19 protein-coding genes, 1 tRNA gene and 1 other RNA gene are annotated in these 21958 nt (G+C 64.1%); 11 read left to right on the forward strand and 10 right to left on the reverse strand.

Annotated elements, in window-relative coordinates; all coding sequences use genetic code 11:
* Positions 1-61: 61 nt before the first annotated feature.
* The 3 genes from ispG to NX05_RS23225 all read left to right on the forward strand — a co-directional run bounded on the left by ispG (position 62) and on the right by NX05_RS23225 (position 2174).
* Positions 62-1327, forward strand: a complete 1266-nt coding sequence (gene ispG, locus NX05_RS19140; protein WP_039435275.1) for a flavodoxin-dependent (E)-4-hydroxy-3-methylbut-2-enyl-diphosphate synthase — start codon at positions 62-64, stop codon at positions 1325-1327.
* Positions 1308-2039, forward strand: coding sequence for a phosphatase PAP2 family protein (locus NX05_RS19145; protein WP_010371422.1), 732 nt, complete (start codon positions 1308-1310; stop codon positions 2037-2039). Before ispG ends, NX05_RS19145 begins: the two co-directional genes overlap by 20 nt.
* A gap of 62 nt (positions 2040-2101) precedes the next feature.
* Positions 2102-2174: non-coding RNA, sX9 sRNA (locus NX05_RS23225), on the forward strand.
* A gap of 3 nt (positions 2175-2177) precedes the next feature.
* Here NX05_RS23225 and NX05_RS19150 read toward each other — a convergent pair.
* From NX05_RS19150 to amaB, 8 genes are all read right to left on the reverse strand, one after another.
* A complete protein-coding gene (locus NX05_RS19150; protein WP_010378561.1) occupies positions 2178-3461 on the reverse strand; it encodes an MFS transporter in 1284 nt (427 codons plus the stop codon).
* Between the two features lie 193 nt (positions 3462-3654).
* On the reverse strand, positions 3655-4359 hold the full coding sequence (locus NX05_RS19155; RefSeq protein ID WP_039435273.1) for an aspartate/glutamate racemase family protein: 705 nt from the start codon (positions 4357-4359) through the stop codon (positions 3655-3657).
* 143 nt (positions 4360-4502) lie between these two features.
* Positions 4503-5414 (reverse strand): DMT family transporter, encoded by a 912-nt coding sequence (locus NX05_RS19160; RefSeq protein ID WP_039435271.1) that lies wholly within the window; start codon positions 5412-5414, stop codon positions 4503-4505.
* On the reverse strand, positions 5408-6460 hold the full coding sequence (murB, locus tag NX05_RS19165) for a UDP-N-acetylmuramate dehydrogenase (protein WP_039435269.1): 1053 nt from the start codon (positions 6458-6460) through the stop codon (positions 5408-5410). The genes NX05_RS19160 and murB overlap by 7 nt, the downstream gene beginning before the upstream one ends.
* Positions 6457-7512, reverse strand: a complete 1056-nt coding sequence (locus NX05_RS19170; RefSeq protein WP_010378559.1) for a quinone-dependent dihydroorotate dehydrogenase — start codon at positions 7510-7512, stop codon at positions 6457-6459. The genes murB and NX05_RS19170 overlap by 4 nt, the downstream gene beginning before the upstream one ends.
* A gap of 5 nt (positions 7513-7517) precedes the next feature.
* On the reverse strand, positions 7518-8285 hold the full coding sequence (locus tag NX05_RS19175; RefSeq protein ID WP_017116101.1) for a class I SAM-dependent methyltransferase: 768 nt from the start codon (positions 8283-8285) through the stop codon (positions 7518-7520).
* A gap of 2 nt (positions 8286-8287) precedes the next feature.
* Positions 8288-8572 carry a DUF4190 domain-containing protein gene (locus NX05_RS19180; RefSeq protein ID WP_011347158.1) on the reverse strand — a complete coding sequence of 95 codons (285 nt, stop codon included), beginning with the start codon at positions 8570-8572 and terminating at the stop codon, positions 8288-8290.
* A 573-nt stretch (positions 8573-9145) separates the two neighbouring features.
* The gene (amaB, locus tag NX05_RS19185) at positions 9146-10678 is read right to left on the reverse strand and encodes an L-piperidine-6-carboxylate dehydrogenase (protein WP_039435262.1); all 1533 of its coding nucleotides are present in this window, start codon (positions 10676-10678) and stop codon (positions 9146-9148) included.
* Positions 10679-10814: 136 nt separating this feature from the next.
* Between amaB and NX05_RS19190 the strand changes: the two genes are divergently transcribed.
* The 5 genes from NX05_RS19190 (at position 10815) to NX05_RS19210 (ending at position 16784) form a co-directional block, all read left to right on the forward strand.
* Positions 10815-10891 (forward strand) — tRNA-Arg (locus tag NX05_RS19190).
* A gap of 150 nt (positions 10892-11041) precedes the next feature.
* Complete coding sequence (locus NX05_RS19195) at positions 11042-11458, forward strand: hypothetical protein (RefSeq protein ID WP_039435258.1); 417 nt, start codon at positions 11042-11044, stop codon at positions 11456-11458.
* Positions 11459-12176: 718 nt separating this feature from the next.
* The gene (locus NX05_RS19200; RefSeq protein WP_010367192.1) at positions 12177-12677 is read left to right on the forward strand and encodes a TspO/MBR family protein; all 501 of its coding nucleotides are present in this window, start codon (positions 12177-12179) and stop codon (positions 12675-12677) included.
* Between the two features lie 589 nt (positions 12678-13266).
* Complete coding sequence (gene thrA, locus NX05_RS19205) at positions 13267-15774, forward strand: bifunctional aspartate kinase/homoserine dehydrogenase I (protein ID WP_039435255.1); 2508 nt, start codon at positions 13267-13269, stop codon at positions 15772-15774.
* 50 nt (positions 15775-15824) lie between these two features.
* Positions 15825-16784, forward strand: a complete 960-nt coding sequence (locus NX05_RS19210) for a homoserine kinase (protein WP_010378548.1) — start codon at positions 15825-15827, stop codon at positions 16782-16784.
* A gap of 74 nt (positions 16785-16858) precedes the next feature.
* Here NX05_RS19210 and NX05_RS19215 read toward each other — a convergent pair whose 3' ends face one another.
* Entirely contained in the window at positions 16859-17173 is a 315-nt protein-coding gene (locus NX05_RS19215) for an EthD family reductase (RefSeq protein WP_039435252.1), read from the reverse strand.
* A gap of 161 nt (positions 17174-17334) precedes the next feature.
* Between NX05_RS19215 and thrC the strand changes: the two genes are divergently transcribed.
* Together thrC and NX05_RS19225 are read left to right on the forward strand one after the other, a co-directional pair.
* On the forward strand, positions 17335-18639 hold the full coding sequence (gene thrC / locus NX05_RS19220; protein WP_039435250.1) for a threonine synthase: 1305 nt from the start codon (positions 17335-17337) through the stop codon (positions 18637-18639).
* A 102-nt stretch (positions 18640-18741) separates the two neighbouring features.
* Complete coding sequence (locus tag NX05_RS19225) at positions 18742-19485, forward strand: murein L,D-transpeptidase catalytic domain family protein (protein WP_039435247.1); 744 nt, start codon at positions 18742-18744, stop codon at positions 19483-19485.
* A gap of 84 nt (positions 19486-19569) precedes the next feature.
* Here the strand turns inward: NX05_RS19225 and NX05_RS19230 are convergent, their stop codons facing one another.
* On the reverse strand, positions 19570-20235 hold the full coding sequence (locus NX05_RS19230; protein WP_173568307.1) for a Crp/Fnr family transcriptional regulator: 666 nt from the start codon (positions 20233-20235) through the stop codon (positions 19570-19572).
* 202 nt (positions 20236-20437) lie between these two features.
* Here NX05_RS19230 and hisS point away from each other — a divergent pair, with 202 nt between their 5' ends.
* Positions 20438-21874, forward strand: coding sequence for a histidine--tRNA ligase (gene hisS, locus NX05_RS19235; protein ID WP_039435241.1), 1437 nt, complete (start codon positions 20438-20440; stop codon positions 21872-21874).
* Positions 21875-21958: the final 84 nt, after the last annotated feature.

Genomic DNA, 21958 nt, shown 5'->3' on the forward strand with positions numbered 1-21958 from the left:
GGACGGTGGCGCGCACGGCGCTTCAGCTGTGAGCGCACGGCGGACAGGCTAAAATACCGCGATGTATGACGCCGTGACCCGCCCAACCCCTCCCGCCGACGCCACCGCCTGGCCGCGTCGCATCACCCAGGCCGTCAAGATCGGCAGCGTAACCGTGGGCGGAGGCCATCCGGTCGTCGTCCAGTCGATGACCAACACCGACACTGCTGACATTGCCGGCAGCGTCAAGCAGGTGGCCGATCTGTGGCGCGCCGGCTCGGAAATGGTGCGCCTGACCGTCAACAATGCCGAGTCCGCTGCTGCCATCCCACGCATTGTCGACAAGCTGCGCATGATGGGGATCGAAGTACCGTTGATCGGCGACTTTCATTACAACGGCCACCAGTTGCTCGCAGCAGAGCCGGCCTGCGCCGAGGCACTGGCCAAGTACCGCATCAATCCGGGCAATGTCGGTTTCGGCAAGAAGAAGGATCTGCAGTTCGGTCAGTTGATCGAGTTCGCCATCAAGTACGGCAAGCCGGTGCGCATCGGCGCCAACTGGGGCTCGCTGGACCAGTCGCTGGCGGCGCAGCTGATGGACGAAAACTCGCAGCGCGAAACGCCGTGGGACGCCGGCCGGGTGCTGCGCGAGGCGTTGATTCGCTCGGCGGTGGATTCGGCCGAACGCGCGGTGGACTTGGGCCTGCCGCGCGAGCGCATCATTCTCTCGGCCAAGGTGTCCGGCGTGCAGGAGCTGATCGCGGTGTATCGCGACATGGCCAGCCGCTGCGATTTCGCACTGCATCTGGGCCTGACCGAAGCCGGTATCGGTAGCAAAGGCATTGTCGCCTCGGCGGCAGCGCTGAGCGTGCTGCTGCAGGAAGGCATCGGCGACACCATCCGCATCTCGCTGACCCCGGAGCCGGGGCAGTCGCGTACACAGGAAGTGATCGTCGCGCAGGAACTGCTGCAGACCACCGGCCAGCGTGCATTTACGCCGATGGTCACCGCTTGCCCGGGCTGCGGCCGCACCACCTCAGAGTTCTTCCAGGAGCTGGCGGGGGTGGTACAGAACCATGTGCGCGCCAAGATGCCGGAGTGGAAGATCACCAATCCCGGCGCGGAGAACATGACCCTGGCGGTGATGGGCTGCGTGGTCAATGGGCCTGGCGAATCGCGCCACGCCAACATCGGTATTTCGCTGCCGGGTACCGGCGAGGCGCCTTCGGCGCCGGTGTTCATCGATGGCGAGAAAAGCGTCACCTTGCGCGGCGAAAACATCGCTCAAGAATTCATTGGCCTGATCGATCAATACGTCGAACGCACCTATGCCCGCCGCGCCGGCTGAGTCGCCGGCCGGGTTCAAGGGGTGGTTGCGTAGCAATGCGTGGCGCATGGCGCTGCTGTTTGCCGGTGTGCTGCTGCCGCTGGGTCTATTCGTGGACCTGGCAGATGAAGTCCACGCACTGGAAAACATCTACTTCGACGAATCGCTGCTGTGGAGCATGCGCAGCATCGCCACGCCCGGGCTGGATGCGTTTTTCGGCGTGATCTCTAAAGTGGGCTACCAGTACGGCGTGATTCCGGCCGATATCGCCATCGTGCTGGTGTTGTTGGTCTTGCAGCGCTGGCGTGAAGGCACGTTTGCGGCGCTGGGATTCGGTGGCTCGGCATTGCTCAACATGGGCGCCAAGCAATTTTTTCAGCGCGACCGCCCCAGTCTGTGGGAGTCGATCGCGCCGGAAACGTCTTTCAGTTTTCCCAGCGGCCACGCGATGGGCTCGATGACGCTGGCGGCCGTGATCATCGCATTGGCCTGGAACACACGCTGGCGCTGGCCGGTGACGATCGCCGCCAGCCTGTTTGCGCTGCTGGTAGGCACCTCGCGCATCTATCTGGGCGTGCATTACCCCTCCGACATCCTGGGCGGCTGGTCGGCGGCGCTGGTGTGGGTGTTCGGGCTATATCTGGTGATGTTCCGCGGCGCGCGACGGCCGCATTGGCGCACGCCGAGCGGTGTGGTGGTGAAGCAGACCGGGCGCGCGCCGTTCGCCGATTAAGAGCAGCTGATAAAACAACCGTGCAGCCGCTAGGCGGGTGTGGGCAGATGCTCGGAATCGGCATGTACCGCTCGTACATTGCTGTTCTTGCGCGCCGTCCACCCAGCTGACGACTGCTCGCTACGTCTGCTAGACGCTCTAAGGGCGGGGGACACGCTCTCGTTGCGATAGCCGGACACCAACGATGGCGCCGATGCACGCCAGCAAAATCACGTAATACGCCGGCCCCATCGGGTGCTGCTTGAGCAGCATCACCACCAGCAGCGGGGTCAGGCCGCCGAACACGGCATAGCCCAGGTTGTAGGCGAACGACACGCCAGACAGACGAACGACGGGTGGGAACGCCTCGACCATCACCCGTGGAATCGCACCCAGCACGCCTAGCGCAGCGCCGAGCAGGGCATATAGCGGGAATAACAATGTTGGGTCGCCCGCAAAGCGATAAAACAGCCATGCGCTGATGCCCAAAAACACACTACCGGCCATCAGAACACGCCCGCTGCCCCAGCGGTCGGACAGCGCGCCGGCCACCACCGAGCCGATCGCCTGCAGCAGCACTGCCAGTAGATTGGCCTGCAACGCGACTGGCGACGGATAGCCATACGCGCTTTGCAGCAGCGTGGGCGTCATTAGCGACACCACCAGCACTGCCGCCGCGATCACCCAGGTCAGCCACAATGACAGCGCCAGACTGCGCGGGTGATCGCGCAGCACCACCTTCAGTGGCGTCTCGCGCGCCAGTGCGCGCATGGCAACCAGCTCGGCGAACACTGGCGTTTCATGCAGCCAACGCCGCAAATACACCGACAGTAGCCCGAAGATGCCGCCGGCCAGGAACGGCAGGCGCCACGCGTATTCGATAATTTCTGACGCCGTGAACGCGTGGTTGAGCGCGCCTGCGCACAATGAACCGAGCAACACGCCGGCAGCCAGACCGGCGGTCAAAGCGCCGCAGGCCAGCCCTCTGCGTCGCGCCGGCACGTGCTCTGCCACGAACACCCACGCGCTGGGCACTTCGCCACCGATGGCCGCGCCCTGCAGCAGGCGCATCGTCAACAGCAGCAGCGGCGCGGCCACGCCGATCTGCGCGTAGGTTGGCAGCACGCCGATGGCGAGCGTGGGCAAGGCCATCAATCCGATGCTCAGCGCGAACATGCGTTTGCGGCCAAGCAGGTCGCCGAAGTGCGCCATCACGATGCCGCCCAACGGGCGGATCAGGTAGCCGGCCGCAAAGATGCCGAATGTCTGCAGCTGGCGCGTCCACTCCGGGATGCCCGGCGGAAAGAACAGCTCGCCCAGTACCTTCGCGAAGAAAATGAAGATGATGAAGTCGTAGAACTCCAGCGCGCCGCCCAGCGCGGACAAGCTCAGCGTTTTGTAGTCGTTGCGGGTGAGTTGTGCTGGCGCGGCGTCGGTGGTCATGCGGTCGCATCCTGTTGCGGGTGGAAACGCATCGCCGTTGCAGCGTGGTAACGCGCCGAGCAGCCAATGCTAGCCGCCATGCGGGGCCGTCGCTACGCCGTTCCGGCGAGGGAGTGCCGATAGGACCCATAATACCTCACGCGAACGCGTGCGTGCATCGGCCATCGCGCGTTGTCCGGGCTTTCGTCGCGACTCAGTCCGACACGCTTGCCAACGCCGCTGCTTCGGCGTGCAGTGCAGTGGTGTCGAACAACGGCAGCTGCGTATCGGTGCTGTCCACCAGCAGCGAAATCTCGGTGCAGCCCAGGATGATCGCTTGCGCACCGTGCTGGCCGAGGTCGGCCATGACCTGGCGGACGTAAGCGCGTGATTCGGGCTTGATCACACCCTGGCAGAGTTCGTTGTAGATCACGCGATGCAACTCTTCGCGTGCATCGGCCGGCGGTACCAGTACGTCCAGGCCGCGCGCTTGCAGGCGCGCGCGATAAAACGGCTGCTCCATGGTGAAGCGCGTGCCGAGTAATCCGACCCGGTTGATGCCCGCTGCGACCAGTGCATCGGCGGTGGCATCGGCGATATGCAGCAACGGTAGTGGTGTTGCAGACGTGATCGCGTCGGCAACGCAATGCATGGTGTTGGTGCACAGCACGATAAAGTCGGCGCCTCCTGCCTGCAGCGCACGTGCTGCTGCGGCCATCGCCTGACCAGCACCCTCCCAATCGCCGGCATGCTGCAGCCGCTCGATCGCATGGAAATTGACGCTGTACAGCAGCAACTTTGCAGAGTGCAGGCCGCCGCAGGCATGGCGCACGCGCTGGTTGATGATGCGGTAGTAGGGCAGGGTGGACTCCCAGCTCATTCCACCGATCAAACCGATTGTTTTGCTTGGAACCGGCATGCGAACTCCATGGCAGTGCAGCGGATGACGAATCGCGCAGCGTGCAATGCAGCGCGTGCGCTGCGCATGAGGACTGAAGTGTAAGTCGGCAGTACCGACAAGACGCATGCCCGACCAGGCGCAGCCAGCTCAGCGAGCTTCGCTCACTCGCCCGGCTTGGCGCCTTCTACCGGTGCATGCGTGGCGGCGCGGCGCGCCAGCACGGTTTCGCGATGGGCGATGTAGACGTTGGCACCGATGATGATGGCTGCACCGATCACGGTGTGGCGCTCGATCGCCTCGCCGAACAGCCACCAGCCCAGCAGCGCCACCAATGGCAGCTGCATGAAGCTGATCGGCTGCAATGCGGAGACCTCGCCCAGCTTGAGTGCGCGCGTCCAGAACAACTGCCCGGCGGTGCCGAAGATGCCGGTGGCCACCAACCACAGCCAATCGATGCCCTGCGGCCAGGTCCATTGGAATAGCGCCGGAATCAGCGACATCGGCACCCAGAACACGTAGGTGTAGAACACCACCGCGTCGGAGTCGTCTCTGCGCGAGAGCTGCTTGATCTGGATCGCGACGACGGCGCTGATCACCGCAGCCAACAGCGCAATCAATAGGCCGGGCGTGAATGTGGACGAGCCCGGCCGCAAAATCACCAACACGCCGATGAAGCCCGCCGCCACCGCCAGCCAGCGCCGCAGCCGCACCTGCTCATGCAGCCAGATGACGGCCAGCACGGTGACGAACAACGGGGTGGCGTAGGACAGCGAGATGGCCTGCGACAACGGCAGATGGCCAATCGCCCAGAACCCGCACAGCATCGAGGCCAGGCCGATGAGCGTGCGTGCCAGATAGTGCGGCAATTGCCGCGTGCGCGGCAGCGGCTTACCTGGCCGCACGATCAACGGCAGTAATGCCAACAGCCCGAAGGCATTGCGGAAAAACGCGATCCCGGTCGTCGCGATCGTGCTCGATGCAAGCCGAATCGTGATCGCCATCAGACCGAAGGCGAAGGTACTGGTGAGCATCCACAACGCGGCACGCCGCGAGACCTGCGCTGCCGTCACCAATGCGCCCCGATGATGCGCGGTTCCGGCTCCAGGATCACCGAATAGCGCTCGCGCACCGATTCGGCGATACGCCGAGCAAACTCCAGCAACTGCGCGCCGCTGGCGGTGCCGTAATTGACCAGCACCAGCGCATGCTCAGGCGACACGCCGGCATCGCCTTCGCGCTTACCTTTCCAGCCGCATTGCTCGATCAGCCAGGCTGCCGACAATTTGCCCTGGCGTGCATGCTCGCCTGGGTACACCGGCATGTCGGCAAAGCTGGCCTGCAACGCGGCGATTTGCTCGCTTGGCAGCAGCGGGTTCTTGAAGAAGCTACCTGCATTGCCAAGCACATCCGGGTCCGGCAACTTGCGCCGGCGGATATTGATGACCGCTTGCGCCACATCAGCGGCGCCCGCCAATTCGGCGCCCATGCTCGCCAGTTCCTCGCGAATGCCGGCGTAGTCCAGCCGCAGTTCGTGCAGCAGCGGCAGATTGAATTCCACCGCCACGATCAGATAACGCTCGGGTTGTTGCTTGAACACGCTTTCGCGATAACCGAACGCGCAGTCGGCCGCATCCAGCCGCACGAATTGCTGGCTGTGCCGATCGAAGGCTTCCACCACATGGATGAAGTCGCCTACCTGCGCGCCGTACGCGCCGATGTTCTGGATCGGGCAGGCACCGACAGTGCCGGGAATCAAGGCCAGATTTTCCAGCCCCGACAAGCCTTGCTGCAGCGAATACAGCACTAGCGCATGCCAATTCACGCCGGCACCGGCACGCACGATGGCGTGGTCGGCATGGTGCGCGATGATGACCATGTCGCGGTTTTCGAAACACAGCACGCAGCCCGGCGGGTCGCCAGCAAGCAACACATTGCTGCCGCTGCCCAGCGCCAGCAGCGGCTGATCGGCGATCTCGGGTGCGGCCAGTGCCTGCGGCAATGCCTCGGGCGCGTGGACGCTGAGCAGCCAGCGCGCGGTGGCTTGGACATGGAAGGTATTGAGCGCGCGCAGCGGCGCATGCTCGCTCAGCTGCCAGCCGGCTTGCGTTGTGTCGCTCATAACGGCGACACCGCACCGCCGCTGGGTGCCTCGCGGCGGCGGCGGATGGCATTGACGCATTCACCGATGAGCTGCGGGCCGCGATACACCAACCCGCTATAGCACTGCACCAGGCTCGCACCGGCCGCCATCTTGGCCACCGCATCCGCGCCGGAGTTGATGCCACCCACGCCGATCAATGGAATCGATTCGGGCAGCCGCGCGCGCAAACGTCGCAGCACCAGCGTGGATTGCCCCAGCAGCGGCGCACCAGACAGGCCGCCGGCTTCCGCAGCCAACGGGTGATTGGCGATCAAGGTGCGCGTCACCGTGGTGTTGGTGGCGATCACGCCATCCACAGCAAGGTCGGCCAGCACGCGTGCGGCGGCATCGATGTCACGGTCGTTGAGGTCCGGCGCGACTTTCACCAGCATCGGCACGCGCTTGCCGTGCTGCGCGCCCAGCGCTTCCTGGGTTTCGCGCAAGTCGGAAATCAGGCGACGCAGCGATTGTTCCTCCTGCAACTCGCGCAATCCGGCGGTATTGGGCGAGGAGATGTTGACCGTGATGTAGTCGGCCAGCGGATACACGCGTTCCATGCAATAGCGGTAGTCGCTGGTGGCCTCTTCGTTGGGCGTGTCCTTGTTCTTGCCGATGTTGATGCCAAGCAGGCCACCACGGCGGCGCGCGCGCTGCACATTGGCCACCAGCGCATCCACGCCCAGATTGTTGAAGCCCATGCGGTTGATCACCGCCTGGTACTCGGGCAAGCGGAACATGCGCGGCTTGGGGTTGCCCTCCTGCGCGCGCGGCGTCACCGTGCCGATTTCGACGAAGCCGAAACCCAGCGCAAGCAAGGCATCGATATGCTCGCCGTTTTTGTCCAGCCCGGCACCCAGTCCAACCGGGTTGGGGAACATCAAGCCGAAGGCCGGCGTGGGCAGCGGCACCGGGCGCTTGGCCAGCAGCGACGTGGTGCCGGTGCGATACGCGGTGTCGATGGAGCGCAATGCCAGCGCGTGGGCGCGCTCGGCATCGAGAGAAAACAGCAAGGGGCGGGCAAGCGAATACATGCGGGTTAGTTCAATCTCCCGGCGAAAACGCGGGTTTGGTATTGGAAGTCGATCAGCCCATCGTGTGCATACGCATCGAACAGCGTGCGCAGCGCGGCGAGCATGGGGGCATGACGTGGGTCGTGCGCAAGCGGGGCGTACGAGGACGACAGCAGGCGGCCGCGCAAGCCATCGAAGTCCAATCGCTGCACATTCGGGAAGCGTGCCGTCGCGCGAAAACCCTCGCCGAACCACGCCTGCATGGTGGCGTCGTCCTGATAACGCTCGGCTACTGCAGAATAGTCGGTGCCGTAATCCAGCAGCAGTTGCTCGTAGCCGCGCAGGAAGGCAGTGCTGTCCAGTTCGCGCGAATTCCAGTACACCACCGCCAGCCCGCCGGGTTGCAGGATGCGCGCCCATTCGTCGCGCACGGCTTGCATGTCGAACCAGTGGAAGGCCTGCGCAGCAGAGACCATGCCGACGCTGGCATCGGCCAGCCCGGTGGCTTCGGCGGTGCCGTCGATCGCCTGAAACTTGGGGAATTCCGCCAGCCACTGCAGCGCGGCTTCGCGCATGGCCGGGTTGGGCTCTACCGCGGTGACCGCATACCCGGCTTCCAGAAACAGGCGGCTGGAAATGCCGGTGCCGGCGCCGATATCGGCGATCCTCGTCGCTGGCGTCACGCCCAGTTCTTCATGCAGCCAGCGCAGCAACTGCGGCGGATAACTCGGCCGGTAGCGCACGTAGGCCGCCACACGGTCGTTAAAGCGCTGAGCGGAGGAGGGCGCGGCCATGCTCAACTGTTGGCAGCCGCGAGCCAGGCCATGCCGCCGAAGAACAGCAGGAAAAACGCGATTCCCACCACCCACAGCGCCACCGCCAGCCAGCCCATGATCAAGCCGCCGATGGCCAGGCCGTCGCCGTCCAGACCCTGCGGATTGCGGCGGATTTCCGCGCGCGCCAGGTGGCCGGTGATAATGGCGCAGATGCTGCCCAGGAACGGGATCAGCGTCCAGCCGAGAATGCCTGCGACCAGGCTGACGATCGCCATGGCGCTGGTCTGTCGAACGACAACGTTCATCATGAACTCCTTGAAGGGCGGGCAGCCGAGGGCTGGCGTCGCACGATTATCCCAGAGCCGCCGGGCAAAAGGCGTGCCGTTTGCGGCGAAACGCAGTCGGGTGGGCGTGATGAGTCGAATTTGACGGGTTGAACAGGCTGATCTGGCCGTCTTGGTGCTGCTGCTGACGGGCGAGGTGGCTTGGCTAGGCCGGTGAGTCAGGCCATGCGATTCGCGCTTTCGGCTCTGTCATTTGTAGGTCGGTCAGCTGGGTGCTGCAATCCAAGCTGAGAGTGGCGGCCGGGCACCGTATCGTGCAGAGAGAGGCTCTCGGTTTCCTGTCGACCTGCATCCGGAGACGCAGTCAGTCCCTCTCAGCCTGCTGCATCCGTATGTTGCCGCAGCACGGCCGCATGGCAGAACAGGCGTGTCGGCAGCTGCCAGACGCGCGTTAAAGCCTTCGAGTGGCCAGCGAAACGCAGCGAATCGCGGGCGTGAGCCGCGCGCTCAGCCATGGGCCGCATGGCAGGCGACTTGCCCGGCAACGACCGCGTCCGCCTGACGGCGGCGCGGTGCTCTTCTAGCCGCTTCCGATCAAAGATCGAACTTGATGCCCTGGGCAAGCGGGAGCGAATCGGAGTAGTTGATGGTGTTGGTCTGACGACGCATATACACCTTCCACGCATCCGAGCCAGACTCGCGACCGCCGCCGGTTTCCTTCTCGCCACCGAACGCGCCGCCGATCTCCGCACCCGAGGTGCCGATATTGACGTTGGCAATGCCGCAATCGCTGCCGGCCGCCGACAGGAACTTCTCGGCCGCTTTGAGGTTCTGGGTGAAGATCGACGACGACAGGCCTTGCGGCACGCCGTTCTGCAGCTCGATTGCCTCATCCAGCGTGCTGTACTTCATCACGTACAGGATCGGCGCGAAGGTCTCGTGCTGCACCACTTCGTCGCTGTTCTGCAGCCCGGTGACAATCGCCGGCAACACGAAGTTGCCCGGGCCATCGATCGCCGTGCCGCCCACTTCGACCGTGCCGCCGGCCGCCTTGGCCTTGGCGATCGAGTCGAGGAACTGTTGGACGGCGCCCTGGCTGTTGAGCGGGCCCATCAGGTTTGCGGGGTCAGTTGGGTCGCCAATCTTGCTGTCGAGCTGCTTGTACGCCTTGACCAGGGTCGCCAGCACGTTGTCGTAAATGGATTCGTGCACGATCAGGCGGCGGGTGGTGGTGCAGCGCTGCCCGGCAGTGCCGACAGCGCCGAACACGATGCCGGGAATCGCCAGCTTCAGGTCGGCGGTTCCGTCCAGGATGATGGCGTTGTTGCCGCCCAGTTCCAGCAGGCAACGGCCCAGGCGATGGGCGACCTTTTCGGCGACCACGCGGCCGACCTGGGTCGAGCCGGTGAAGCTGATCAGCGGCACGCGCTTGTCTTCGACCAGCTTTTCCGACAGTGCCGTACCGGCATCGTTGATCAGGAAGAAGATGTCCGGGAAGCCCGCGTCCTTCAATGCCGCGCTGCAGATCTTCATTGTCGCGATTGCGGTCAGCGGCGTCTTGTTGGACGGCTTCCAGATGCAGATATCGCCGCAAATCGCCGCCAAAAACGCATTCCAGGCCCACACTGCGACCGGGAAGTTGAACGCGCTGATGATGCCTACCAGGCCCAGCGGCTGATACTGCTCATACATGCGGTGGCCGGGGCGCTCCGAATGCATGGTGTAGCCGTAGAGCATGCGGCTCTGGCCGAGCGCGAAGTCGGCAATGTCGATCATCTCCTGCACTTCGCCATCGCCTTCCGGCTTGCTCTTGCCCATTTCCAGCGCCACCAGCGAACCGAGCGCATCCTTGTGCGCACGCAGCGCCTCGCCACACAAACGCACCGCCTCGCCCCGACGTGGCGCCGGCGTCGTACGCCACACCTTGAAAGCCGCCTGCGCGCGCTGGAGGATCAGCTCGTAATCTTCTTGCGTGGTGGCTTGCACCTCGGCGATCACCGCATTGGTGGTTGGATTGAGCGGCTGCAGCACCCCGGCGCCGGTGGCCTGCGACCAGGTCGCCTCGCCAAGATAGGTGCCGGAATTGGACGCAGCGAGGTCGAGCGCCTTGAGCAGGTCAGCGGACATGGGATCTCCTGGAAACAGTGGCGGTCGCGCGGCGGCAAGGCCGGCCACGACACGGGGATAGCCGCCGATTTTAGCAGGCTCCGCCGTCCAGCTACCGGCTTGGCAATCGCAACGATCGTGCGACAATGCTGCCCTTGGCCCCGTAGCTCAGCTGGATAGAGCGTCCCCCTCCTAAGGGGAAGGTCGCCCGTTCGAATCGGGCCGGGGTCACCAAAAATCAATGGCTTAGGTGCTTGCGGGATTAGCCGTTTCTGCATATTGCAGTGGATATCCACAAGGCATTGCCACAGCTGCCACAGTCCACTTTGAGAATTGCTCAGACGGTCTGGGCAAGCGGCTTGCACTTGGGCGAGAGGTACAAACATGCAGCACAAAGCCGTCGGGGTTGGGTCCATTCGCTACTACTTGATAGTGAATGCCGCGCTTGGGCTTGCTGGCTTCGTTTGCCTCGTTATGGGCACTTTGAGCGCGATTAGAATTGAGACTACGGCTGCCTTGGCACTTTTGGGCACGGGTATCGCACTGCTTTTTGCGTCCACTATCGAGCGTTTCGAGAGCATCAAGGGGCTTGGAATTGAAGCCAAGCAGCGTCAGTTAGACGCGACGTTGGTGCAGGCGGAGGTCATCCTTGCTCGCATTAAGGAAATTGCCGAGATTGTCGGCGGCAACCTCTTAGACCTACAACTTAAGTCGGGATATATAAATGATGTGCCCAGAGCGGAAACGCTCTATGAGTTGCTTCAGAAAATAAGTGAGCAATCTACGCGCTCTCGGGTCTAGCCAAAATACTGTGATGGCTACAGCGGAGCCGACGTTGAGATATCTTTTGCTGACTTTGGTCCGCCAGCTTGTTAAACCAGTTGTTGAAGAGGTGGATGCAATGATCAAGAGGGCTCAAGAAATTTCAAAGTTGGTGCAGATCAGTTCAAAACCCTGATGCAGACAAGCAGATTGATTTGCTTCGCGAAGAATTGGCGTATATCAGCGCCCCGTGGAAATGGCCAATTGAATCTGTCCCCGAGCTGCTACAGGATAGTCTGCTCCGAGGGCAACTTGGAACCCTTGCGTCCGCGCGTGAAGCGTTGAATGAACTGCGCAGTCTTGCGCCTGATATGAAGTTGCTTGTAACCGAGATGAAACTTTTGCATCCACAGCGGTGGTTCGATTTCGTCGAAAAAGCGCTAGTCAAAGCTTAATCTTACGCACAGCTTCGCTATCCCCCTCTGGTGTCAGGTGCGCGTAGTATTTGTCTGTTGTCGCGTAGTCCGCGTGGCCTGCCAAGGTCTGAATTCTGCGTAAGGCAACGCCGGCTATCGACGTCCCCCCGATTTTGAGTAGCACATCAGTTTGTAGTCCGATTGGCTACCGCGAGGAGATTGGGACATGACGGCGCGAATCCGTACGGGGTTAGCTGAGTGCGGACTCGCTATTTGCGTATTCACGGCTTGCACAGAAGCTCTGCCAGGCTGACGGCCGCGGATCACAGACCACAACAGGCATGACCCAACGAAGTTCAAAAAAACCACAATGGTTTGGCCTTCTCGGCTGGCTGGTGCTGTGCTACGCCGTCGCCGGGCTGGGCGCGATGGCGTCGATCCAGGCGGCCAGCTTTTATGCGCAGCTGCAGCGGCCGGCATGGGCGCCGCCGGGGTGGTTGTTCGGGCCGGTGTGGACGGCGTTGTACGGGATGATGGCGGTGTCGGTCTGGTTGGTGTGGCGCCGTGGGGGATGGGCTGGCGCGCGTGTGGCGCTGACACTTTTCCTGGTGCAGCTGGCACTCAATGCGCTGTGGAGCTGGTTGTTCTTTGCGTGGCATCTGGGGGCGTGGGCGTTCGCGGACATCGTGGCGCTGTGGCTGGTGCTGGCGGCGACCATCGGTGTGTTTGCGAAGAGGCAAGCTCTGGCGGTGTGGTTGTTGGTGCCGTATCTGGCGTGGGTGAGCTTTGCGGCGGCGCTCAATTTTTCGGTCTGGCAACTCAACCCTCAGGTGCTTGGCTGATCTGCGCTGCTGACCTTGGCTCGCACCGATTCGGGGTTGCGATAGCGACGATCTGTTGCTTGATGCGAAGTTGTCTGTTGCTTGAAGCAACATGCTGCCTGCAGCGATGTGATGCATCGAGCGCTGGCGATCCAGTCAGCCTATCGCGTCAGCCGAGCGCATGGCTCCACCAAGCTAAGGTTAGAAACCTGCGCAGCATGGCTCTGCAACGCCGCTTCAAAAGTTTCCATAGCAATCAATTGCTTGCGCGCACAGTGCTTAAATCCCTGAGCGGCAAGGTTTTCTGTTCCGTGCGCCAAGCGCGCACGGTTGCCCATTCACGCAATGCTTGACAGGCCTCGGCCTGGTGATGTCTTTTGCATGCATGGGTAACGCCTCTGCCATCGCTTTGCTTCTCTGCCAGCCGCTGCTTCGAGCAGGTGCGGGCGTGGCCGGCATTACCATCATTATTACTACCGCCACCATTCGCCCGGTGCGGTCCGTCGTCTTCGCGTAACTTCCGAAAACAACGGCCCCGCACCCGGATCAGGATGCGGGGGCTTCCCTCTCTCATCTGATGCGGACGGGGCCTCCCCAACGAGGTCTGTCGATGTCATCGCCTGCTGTTCTGTTCGAACCCGCCGCTGTTGTTGCGTCCTGTGCGCGCACTGTCGTCCACAAATTCGGCGGCACCTCGGTAGCCGATGCCGAGCGTTATCGGCATGTGGCGCAGCTGCTGCTTGCGCGCGACGAGACGGTGCAAGTCACCGTGGTCTCGGCGATGAAGGGCGTCACCGATGCCTTGATCGAGCTGGCCGAACTGGCGGCAAAGGATCGCCCCGAATGGCGCGAGCGCTGGTACGAAACGCGTGCGCGCCATCGCGGTGCGGCCGTGGCCCTGCTCGGTGAGCATTCCGGGCCGACGGTGGAGTGGCTGGACGAGCGCTTCGAGCATCTGTCGCAGATCCTTGGCGCGCTAGCGGTCATCGGCGAATTGCCGCGCGAGGTGCTTGACCGCGTGCAGGGACTGGGCGAGGTGTATTCGGCGCAATTATTGGGAGATCATTTCCGCGCGATTGGCGAAGACTGCGCGGTGCTGGATGCGCGCGACGTGCTTGTGGTCAATCGCGGCGAGTTGGGTGTGGATGTGGACTGGGACGTGAGTGCGCAGCGGCTTGCAACGTGGCGACAAGCGCATCCGCAAACGCGCGTGGTAGTCACCGGATTCGTGGCGCGCGACCGTGACGACCGCATCACCACGCTAGGCCGCAACGGCAGCGATTATTCGGGGGCCATCTTTGCCGCATTGTTTGATGCCGACGAACTGCATATCTGGACCGATGTGGACGGCGTGCTGTCGGCCGACCCGCGCGTGGTGCCCGAAGCGGTGCAACTGGAAACGCTGAGCTACGATGAGGCGTGCGAGCTGGCGTATTTCGGCGCGAAGGTGGTGCATCCGCAAACGATGTCGCCGGCAATCGAACGCGGCCTGCCGATCATCATCCGCAACACCTTCCAGCCCGAACATCCGGGCACGCGCATCACTGCCAGCAGCGCGGAGAGCGGGCCGATCAAGGGGCTGACGCTGAGCCCGGATCTGGCGGTACTGAATCTGGAAGGCACCGGCCTGATCGGTGTGCCTGGCACCGCCGAGCGCGTGTTTGCTGCGCTGCGCACGGCGCAGGTGTCGGTGGTGATGATCTCGCAGGGTTCGTCGGAGCATTCGATCTGCTGCGTGGTCAAACAGCACGAATCCGAGCGTGCACGCAATGCGTTGTTGCAGGCGTTTGCGCATGAACTTACGGTCGGCCAGGTGCAACGCGTGCAGCTGACCCCCGGCATCAGCGTGCTGGCAGCGGTGGGCGATGGCATGGCCGGCCAGCCGGGTGTGGCGGCGCGCTTGTTCGAATCGTTGGGACGTGCGCAGGTCAATATCCTGGCGATTGCGCAGGGCTCCTCCGAGCGCAATATCTCGGTGGCCATTGATGCAGCGCATGCCACCAAGGCTTTACGCGCGGCGCATGCCGGTTTCTGGTTGTCGCCGCAGACCTTCTCGGTCGGCGTGATCGGGCCGGGCAATGTGGGCGCGGCGTTGCTGGATCAACTGCGCGTCGCGCAACCGCAGTTGCTGGGCAAGGCCAATCTGGATCTGCGCCTGCGTGCGGTGGTGTCGCGCGGTCGCATGCTGCTGGACGAGCGCGGGCTGGTCGGCAACTGGCGCGATGCCTTTGCATCGGCCGCCACGCCCACCGATCTGGAACGCTTCACCACACATTTGCTGTCTGCGCATCTGCCGCATACGGTGATCATCGATTGCAGCGGCAGCGCCGAAGTAGCAGACCGTTACGCAGGCTGGCTGGCTGCCGGGATCCACGTGGTGACGCCGAACAAACAGGCGGGTTCCGGCCCGCTGGCGCGTTATGAGGCAATCCGCGCAGCAGCCGACGCTAGCGGTGCGCGCTTCCGTTACGAAGCCACCGTGGGCGCTGGTTTGCCGGTGATCACCACGCTGCGTGATCTGGTCGATACCGGCGATGCAGTCACCTCCATCGAAGGCATCTTCTCCGGCACGTTGGCCTGGTTGTTCAACAAATACGACGGCAGCGTGCCGTTCGCCGAGCTGGTGACGCAGGCGCGCGGCATGGGCTACACGGAGCCAGACCCGCGCGACGATCTGTCCGGCGTGGATGTGGCGCGCAAGCTGGTGATCCTGGCGCGCGAAGCAGGGCGTTCCATCAGCCTGGAAGACGTGCAGGTGGAAAGCCTGGTGCCGGAGGCATTGCGTCAGGCCAGCGTGGACGATTTCATGGCGCGCCTGCCGGAAGTGGATGCGGCTTTCGCGCAGCGTCTTGCCGAAGCGCATGCGCGTGGCAACGTGCTGCGCTATGTCGCGCAGTTGCCGCCGGACCGCGCGCCCAGCGTGGGCCTGGTCGAGCTACCGGGCGATCATGCATTCGCCAATTTGCGTTTGACTGACAACGTTGTGCAATTCACCACGCGGCGCTACTGCGAGAACCCGCTGGTGGTCCAGGGGCCGGGTGCGGGGCCGGAAGTGACCGCAGCAGGCGTGTTCGCCGATCTGCTGCGCGTGGCGGCGGGCGAGGGTGCGCGGCTGTGACGCAAACAGCCGCCAGCCAAGCCAGCTCGAGTCAAGCATCCGCGACACAAGTGCACCACAGCGATCGTGCTTCTCTCGGCAAACGCGGCCCGCACGAAGCGCGCGCCTTCGCGCCGGCATCGATTGCGAATGTGGCGGTGGGATTCGACCTACTCGGTTACCCCATCGATGGCGTCGGCGACACCGTTACCGTGCGTCGTATCGAAACGCCGGTGGTGCGCATTACTGCGATTCGCGGCACGACCGTGGCGCTGCCACTGGATGCCGAACGCAATACTGCAGGCGCTGCGTTGATGTCGCTGCGTGCCGCCTTGCAGCTGCCTTACGGGTTTGAAATCGAGATCGACAAAGGCATTGCGCTGAGCTCGGGCATGGGGGGATCGGCTGCGTCGTGCGTGGCGGCCTTGGTCGCGGCGAACGCGCTGCTGGCATCGCCGCTGGATCACCACCAGCTCTACCAATACGCGCTCGATGGCGAAGCGGTGGCTAGCGGCAGCCGACATGGCGACAACCTGGGGCCGTTATTTTTAGGCGGTCTGGTGCTGTGCACGCTGGAGCGTCTGGTGCCGATCAGCGTCCCCGCAGCGTGGCATAGCCTGCTGGTGCATCCGGATGCAGTGCTGGAAACGCGACGCGCGCGCGAAGCGTTGGCCGGCAATTATCAGTTGCGCGAATTCGTCGCGCAGAGCACCAATCTGGCATTGGTGTTGGCCGGTTGCCATGCAGGCGATGCAGACCTGGTGCGTGCGGGCTTGCGCGATGTGCTGATCGAACCGCGCCGCGCCCCGTTGATTGCCGGATTTGCCGATGCCAAGCAGGCAGCGCTGGACCACAACGCACTCGGTGCCAGCATTTCCGGCGCAGGGCCCAGCGTGTTTGCCTGGTTCGAATCGCGCGCCGCAGCAGACGCCGCGGCACCGGCAGTGCAGGCCGGGTTTACTGCCGCAGGGTTCGATAGCCAGGCGTGGGTGTCGCCGATCGCAAGTCCTGCGGCACGGTTGCTCGGATGAATCAGCACGCACGCAATGGCAATGCGTCGCAGGTAACGCGCTGCATGTATGGCCTGCAGCGCGCCACACGCTGTTTAGTCGACGACGACTTCGCTGATCTGCATCACCGGGCTCAGGTCGGTGTAGTTGGGGATGTCGCCCAGGATCTCCGCCGCGTGCGGGCCGAAGCTGGCGTTGAAGGTTTCCACCGACTCGCAAAAGATATGGCACATGCCGATAAAGGCCGGGGTGCTGCCGGCTTCGCCGCCGCTGATGCCCTTGTCCACGGTGTATTTCAAACAGGCCGCGCCCATGCGCGCGCTCACCAGCGGCATGTGCTTGTCGCGGTAGTAGGTGTGATCGAAGCGGGCGCTGTCGCGGTAGGGGTACATCACGCTGACTTTGATCATCTGCCGACTCCACGGAAAGGTGCGCGCAGCATAGCCCCGCGCCGCCGACCATGGGCTGCCACTCGGCGGAATGTCGTTGCGCCGCGCGCCCCGGCCGCCCCAAGCGCCGCACACTTTTCTACGGGCAACGCCCAGCCTTCGCTTGATCTGGAGTCACGCTGATGTTTATTTCCACCCGTGGCGGTGTGCCCGCCGCAAGCCTGAGCCAGGCCATTGCCGCCGGGCTGGCGCCCGATGGCGGCCTCTACGTGCCGCAGACCCTCCCGTCCGCGCGTGCGCTGGTTGCGGGCGCCAGCCTGGCCGACACCGCCACCGTGCTGCTGCAGCCGTTTTTCGAAGGCGATGCGCTGGCGGCCGAGCTGCCAGCCATCTGCGCTGAAGCCTTCGACTTTGCTGCGCCGTTGGTGGCGTTGGGCACGCCGGGCGACTACGCGCTGGAGCTGTTTCATGGCCCCACCGCCGCGTTCAAGGATTTCGGTGCGCGCTTTCTGGCGGCCTGCCTGACCCGCTTGCGCCGTGCCGAAGACCGCCCGCTCACCATCCTGGTCGCAACCTCCGGCGACACCGGTGCCGCCGTGGCCGCCGCGTTCCATCGCCAGCCCGGTTTGCGCGTGGTGGTGCTGTATCCGGACGGCCGCGTTTCTCCGCGGCAGGCGCATCAGTTGGGGTGTTTCGGCGACAACATCCAGGCCTTACGTGTGGCCGGCTCGTTCGACGACTGCCAGGCGATGGTCAAGCAGGCCTTGAACGATGCCGCGTTGCAAACGCAGGTTCCGCTCAGTTCGGCCAATAGCATCAGCCTGGGCCGGCTGCTGCCGCAGATGAGTTACTACGCGCACGCCGCGCTGCAGCACCGTGCGGCGTCGGCCGACGTGCTCAATCTGGTGGTGCCGACCGGCAATCTGGGCAACGGGTTGGCAGCGATCATTGCGCGCGCGCTCGGGGTGCCGTTGGGCCGCATTGCGCTGGCGTCCAACGCCAACCATGTGTTGCCGGATTACTTTGCTGGCAACGCGTACGCGCCGCAGCCCAGCGTGGCGACGCTGGCCAATGCGATGGACGTGGGCGCGCCAAGCAATTTCGAACGCTTGCGCTGGCTTTACAACGGCGACGATGCTGCCTTGCGTGAGCAATTCCGTGTGTTGTCGGTGGACGATGCGGCGATTCGCCACACCGTGCAGCAGCGCTTCGCGCGCTATGGCGAGGTGCATTGCCCGCACACCGCCACCGCGGTGCATGTACTCGAACAATTGCGTGCCGAGGGCGCGGAGGGCGGCACTGGCGATTGGGCGGTGGCGGCCACGGCGCATCCGGCCAAGTTCGAGGGCGTGGTGGAACCGTTGATCGGCCGCGCGGTGGAAGTTCCGCCAGCGCTGGCGGAACTGCTGCAGCGTCCGGCGCATGCCGAAGCACTGGCGCCAGACTACGCGGCCTTCCGCCAGCGCCTGCTTGCGGATGCGGCCTGACCCAACGCGTTCAGGCACTCGGGGTTGGAAAGTGGCCCGCATGGGGTTATTTCTAGGTGGGTGCGGCCCCGCTGTGGCGCCGCGTCTGCTGTGGGTTGTTGCATGTCTTATCGAATGATTGCCGTTGCCGCCGCTTTATGCGGGTGGGCAGCGGCTGGTGCGGCCAGTGCGGCCGATACCTTGTCTGCGTCTCCGGTGTCGCCATTGGGCACGCCGCGTGTGGGTCTGGTCGAGGCACTGGCGCGTCAGGCGCCGTCGCTGGACCGTCAGGTGTTGGCCCTGGCCACCGAAGCGCTGCAATGCGCCCGGCAGCGTCAGCAGGTGGGTGCCGAGCGCGTGCTCAGCGTCATCGACTACAGCCGCCCCTCGACCGAGCGCCGCTTATGGGTGTTCGACTTGGACAAGCAGCGTCTGTTGTTTCGGGAATGGGTCGCGCACGGACGTAATACCGGGGAGAACCTGGCGGCGAAGTTCTCCAATAACGATGGCAGCTTCCAGTCCAGCCTGGGCGCCTTCACCGCGCAGGAGTCGTACACCGGCCAGAACGGCTACTCGTTGCGGCTCAAGGGCCTGGAGCCGGGTTTCAACGACCACGCGCGCGACCGCGCCATCGTTATCCACGGTGCCCCCTATGTGAGCGAAGCCATTATCCGCACCCAGGGTCGGCTCGGCCGCAGCCTTGGCTGCCCAGCCGTGCGGCCAGCCGTGGCCAAACAGTTGATCGACACCTTGCGCGACGGTGCGTTTGTGTTTGTTTATTACCCAGACCGGGCCTGGTTGCGGCAATCGCAGTTGTTGAGTGGCGGCTGCGGTGGGGCGGTTGCGCGTGCGGTGGCTGGGCGGTGAGTGGTTGAGGGCGAGCGACCCAATCAACTGCTCCGACAAGCACGCAGTGACGCATCAATCAATCCACCAATCAACTGCCAAACCTCACACCATATCGCCGGCCAGTCTGCGTAAAGCGGCGTAAGCCAGGATCTGCACCAGGTGCAGTTGCGGCAGCGCAATCAGCTGCTGTTGCCGCAGTTTGGTGAAAGTGCGGCTCACTGTTTCCACGGTCAGCCCCAGATGGTCGGCGATATCGCTGCGGCTCATCGGCAGCGCCACGGTGTCGCCGCTGGCGCCAGGCTGGGTGGAGCGGGTGGCAAGCCGCAGCAGGAAATGCGCCAGCCGTTCGCTGGGTTGCAGGCGTGCCAGCAGCAGGCCGGTGTCCTGGGCGGCGGCCAATTCCATGCTGGCCCGTTGCAGTAGCTTGCGTTCCAGTTGCGGGTAGCGCTCGCGCAGCTGGCGCATTTGCGCCATCGGCGTGCGGCACACGCGGCTGTCGACGATGGCTTCGATATCGTGGCGGTGCTGCGCGGTTTCAGTGAGGCCGACGTAGCCGCCGGGCAACACGAAGCCGGTGATCTGGCGGCGTCCGTCGGCCAGCGTGCGCACCATGCGCAACGCGCCGGAGGTCACGGTATAGACGTTGTGCCGGGTCTCGCCCGCACGCACCAGGCTGCTACCAGGCGTGTAGGCCGCCGTGTGGGTGACCTGATCCAGCGCGTCCATTTCCTGCGTCGACAGCGCAGCGCAAATAGCCCGGCCGCGCACCGCGCACAGCGCGCAATCGGAGCTTGGCGTGCCCCTGGCGGATGCCGCGCCGGGCGCAGGGCAGGTCACGCTGGGGTCGGAAAGCTGCCGGTACATGGGCCACGCACTGGTGGGACGCATTGAATGATACGCCATGCGGTCAGTGCGGCCGGCAGCCGGTAGAATTGTGCGTTCGCCACATTGCCCTGCAGGAGTTTCGCTCGTGATCAAGCCCCGTACGCCGCCCGGCATCATGGAATTGCTGCCGCGTGAGCAGATCGCGTTCCAGCGCATGCTGGACGTCATCCGCCGCAACTACGAGCGGTTCGGGTTCCTGCCGATTGAAACTCCGGTGTTCGAGCTATCGGATGTGCTGCTGACCAAATCCGGCGGCGAGACAGAGCGCCAGGTGTATTTCGTGCAGTCCACCGGTGCGCTGGCCAATGCTGCTGCGGCCGCCGATGAGGGCGCCGAGAACGGTGGCCTGCCCGAGCTCGCACTGCGCTTCGACCTGACGGTTCCGCTGGCGCGCTACGTCGCCGAGCACGAGCACGATTTGAGCTTCCCGTTCCGTCGCTACCAGATGCAGCGCGTGTATCGTGGCGAGCGCGCGCAGCGTGGGCGCTTCCGCGAGTTCTACCAGTGCGACATCGACGTCATCGGCAAGGATGCACTGAGCATCCGTTACGACGCCGAAGTGCTGGCGGTGATCCATGCCGTGTTCGCGGAGTTAGGCATCGGCGACTTCAAGGTGCAGTTGAACAACCGCAAGTTGCTGCGCGGCTTTTTCGAAAGCCTGGGCGTGGCCGAAGGCGAATTGCAGCTGGCCGTGCTGCGCGAAGTCGACAAGATCGACAAGCGCGGCGCCGATTATGTGCGCGACACGCTGGTGGGCGAGGGCTTCGGCATTGCTGCCGAGCAGGTGGCCAAGATTCTCGCCTTCGTGGCGGTGCGCTCTGAGGGGCATGCCGATGCGCTGGCGCAGTTGCAGGCGTTGGAAGCGTCTGTCGGCGCCAGCGCGACGCTGGGCGAGGGCATCGCCGAGTTGCGCGAAGTACTGGAGCTGGTCAAGGCGCTGGGCGTGCCGGAGAGCGCGTACTGCCTGAATTTCTCCATCGCGCGCGGGCTGGATTACTACACCGGCACCGTCTATGAGACCACGCTGACCGACCACCCGCAGATCGGCTCGATCTGCTCGGGCGGCCGTTACGAGAGCCTGGCCAGCCACTACACCAAGTCCAAATTGCCCGGCGTGGGCATCTCGATCGGCCTGACCCGGCTGTTCTGGCAGCTGCGCGAGGCCGGCCTGATCCAGGGCATTGCCGAAAGCAGCGTGCAGGCGATGGTGGCGCTGATGGACGAGACCCGCCTGGACGATGCGCTGGATATCGCGCGCCGGCTGCGCATCGGCGGCATCAACACCGAAGTGCAGATGGAGCCGAAGAAGGTCGGTAAGCAGTTCCAGTACGCTGCCCGCGCGGGCATCCGCTTCGTGGTGCTGGCCGGCGACGACGAACTGGCGCGCGGCGTGGTGGCGGTGAAGGACTTGGTACGCGAGCAGCAGTTCGACGTCGCTCGCGACGAGCTGGCGAGTACCTTGCAGGTGGAGTTGGAACAGGCCAAGGCGATGCTGGTGGCCGGGGCACCCAAGGGCGATTGACGCCGCAGGCCGAAGGCGCCTGCAGGTCTGGCGATCATCTGCCGCCGCTAGCCACGCGCCGCCGCGCACAGCGCGCCCACTGAC

Origin of the sequence: Xanthomonas vasicola (assembly GCF_000772705.2) — a bacterium.
GTDB classification, from domain to species: Bacteria; Pseudomonadota; Gammaproteobacteria; order Xanthomonadales; family Xanthomonadaceae; genus Xanthomonas; species Xanthomonas vasicola.